General features: G+C 53.0%; 2 rRNA genes (1 of these 2 cut by a window edge). Both read right to left on the reverse strand.

Annotated features, from left to right (window positions below):
- Positions 1 to 7 precede the first annotated feature (7 nt).
- Positions 8 to 123: ribosomal RNA gene (gene rrf / locus KCG35_RS23445) — 5S ribosomal RNA — on the reverse strand.
- A gap of 59 nt (positions 124 to 182) precedes the next feature.
- Positions 183 to 2,500: ribosomal RNA gene (locus tag KCG35_RS23450) — 23S ribosomal RNA — on the reverse strand; it runs 576 nt beyond the window's last position.

Genomic DNA, 2,500 nt, shown 5'->3' on the forward strand with positions numbered 1-2,500 from the left:
AATAAGCGCTTGACGATGTCCTACTCTCACATGGCGAAACGCCACACTACCATCGGCGCTGAGCAGTTTCACTTCTGAGTTCGGGATGGAATCAGGTGGTGCCCACTCGCTATCGTCGTCAAGCATAAACCTTTCAATATAGAATCGTAACTTAATAACTTCTCAAATCACTTTGGCGTTATATGGTCAAGCCTCACGAGCCATTAGTACTGGTTAGCTCAACGCCTCACAACGCTTACACACCCAGCCTATCAACGTCTTAGTCTTAAACGGCTCTTCAGGGGCCTTACAGCCCAGGGAGACTTCATCTTGAAGGAGGCTTCCCGCTTAGATGCCTTCAGCGGTTATCCTGTCCGAACTTAGCTACCCGGCAATGCGTCTGGCGACACAACCGGAACACCAGTGGTTCGTCCACTCCGGTCCTCTCGTACTAGGAGCAGCTCTCCTCAAGTCTCCAACGTCCACGGCAGATAGGGACCGAACTGTCTCACGACGTTCTAAACCCAGCTCGCGTACCACTTTAAATGGCGAACAGCCATACCCTTGGGACCGGCTTCAGCCCCAGGATGTGATGAGCCGACATCGAGGTGCCAAACACCGCCGTCGATGTGAACTCTTGGGCGGTATCAGCCTGTTATCCCCGGAGTACCTTTTATCCGTTGAGCGATGGCCCTTCCATTCAGAACCACCGGATCACTAAGACCTACTTTCGTACCTGCTCGACATGTACGTCTCGCAGTTAAGCGCGCTTATGCCTTTACACTAACCGCATGATGTCCGACCATGCTTAGCGCACCTTCGTGCTCCTCCGTTACTCTTTGGGAGGAGACCGCCCCAGTCAAACTACCCACCACACACTGTCCTCGACCTGGATTACAGGTCAGAGTTAGAACCTCAAACATACCAGGCTGGTATTTCAAGATTGGCTCCACCAGAACTAGCGTCCCGGCTTCAAAGCCTCCCAGCTATCCTACACAAGTAGGTTCAAAGTCCAGTGTGAAGCTGTAGTAAAGGTTCACGGGGTCTTTCCGTCTAGCCGCGGATACACTGCATCTTCACAGCAAGTTCAATTTCACTGAGTCTCGGGTGGAGACAGCGTGGCCATCGTTACGCCATTCGTGCAGGTCGGAACTTACCCGACAAGGAATTTCGCTACCTTAGGACCGTTATAGTTACGGCCGCCGTTTACCGGGGCTTCGATCAAGAGCTTCGCCTAAGCTAACCCCATCAATTAACCTTCCGGCACCGGGCAGGCGTCACACCCTATACGTCCACTTTCGTGTTTGCAGAGTGCTGTGTTTTTAATAAACAGTCGCAGCCACCTGGTATCTTCGACCACCAACAGCTCATGGAGCAAGTCCAATCACCATCAGCGGCGCACCTTCTCCCGAAGTTACGGTGCCATTTTGCCTAGTTCCTTCACCCGAGTTCTCTCAAGCGCCTTGGTATTCTCTACCTGACCACCTGTGTCGGTTTGGGGTACGGTTCCTAATGACCTGAAGCTTAGAAGTTTTTCCTGGAAGCAGGGCATCAATCACTTCACTCTCTAATGAGAGCTCGTCGTCGCTTCTCGGCGTTGCATTCCCGGATTTTCCTAAGAACACCGCCTACTAGCTTAAACCTGGATAACCATCACCAGGCTGACCTAGCCTTCTCCGTCCCTCCATCGCAGTCATTAGCAGTACTGGAATTTTAACCAGTTTCCCATCGACTACCACTTTCGTGCTCGCCTTAGGGGCCGACTCACCCTGCGCCGATTAACGTTGCGCAGGAAACCTTGGTCTTCCGGCGAGGGAGCTTCTCACTCCCTTTATCGTTACTCATGTCAGCATTCGCACTTCTGATACCTCCAGCCAACCTCTCGATTGACCTTCTACAGCTTACAGAACGCTCCCCTACCCCGCACACCTAAGTGTGCAGCCGCAGCTTCGGTGTCTAGTTTTAGCCCCGTTACATCTTCCGCGCGAGCCGACTCGACCAGTGAGCTATTACGCTTTCTTTAAAGGATGGCTGCTTCTAAGCCAACCTCCTGGCTGTCTGGGCCTTCTCACATCGTTTCCCACTTAACTAGAACTTGGGGACCTTAGCTGGCGGTCTGGGTTGTTTCCCTCTTGACGACGGACGTTAGCACCCGCCGTCTGTCTCCCGCGATTGCACTCCTCGGTATTCGGAGTTTGCATCGGTTTGGTAACCCGGGATGGGCCCCTAGCCGAAACAGTGCTCTACCCCCGAGGGTGAGACGCGAGGCGCTACCTAAATAGCTTTCGGGGAGAACCAGCTATCTCCGAGCTTGATTAGCCTTTCACTCCTATCCACAGGTCATCCCCTGGCTTTTCAACGACAGTGGGTTCGGGCCTCCAGTCAGTGTTACCTAACCTTCACCCTGCCCATGGATAGATCGCTCGGTTTCGGGTCTACTCCTAGCGACTAAACGCCCTATTCAGACTCGGTTTCCCTACGGCTCCCCTATACGGTTAACCTTGCCACTAAAAGTAAGTCG

The sequence above is a fragment of the Zooshikella harenae genome (genome assembly GCF_018837975.1).
GTDB lineage: Bacteria > Pseudomonadota > Gammaproteobacteria > Pseudomonadales > Zooshikellaceae > Zooshikella > Zooshikella harenae.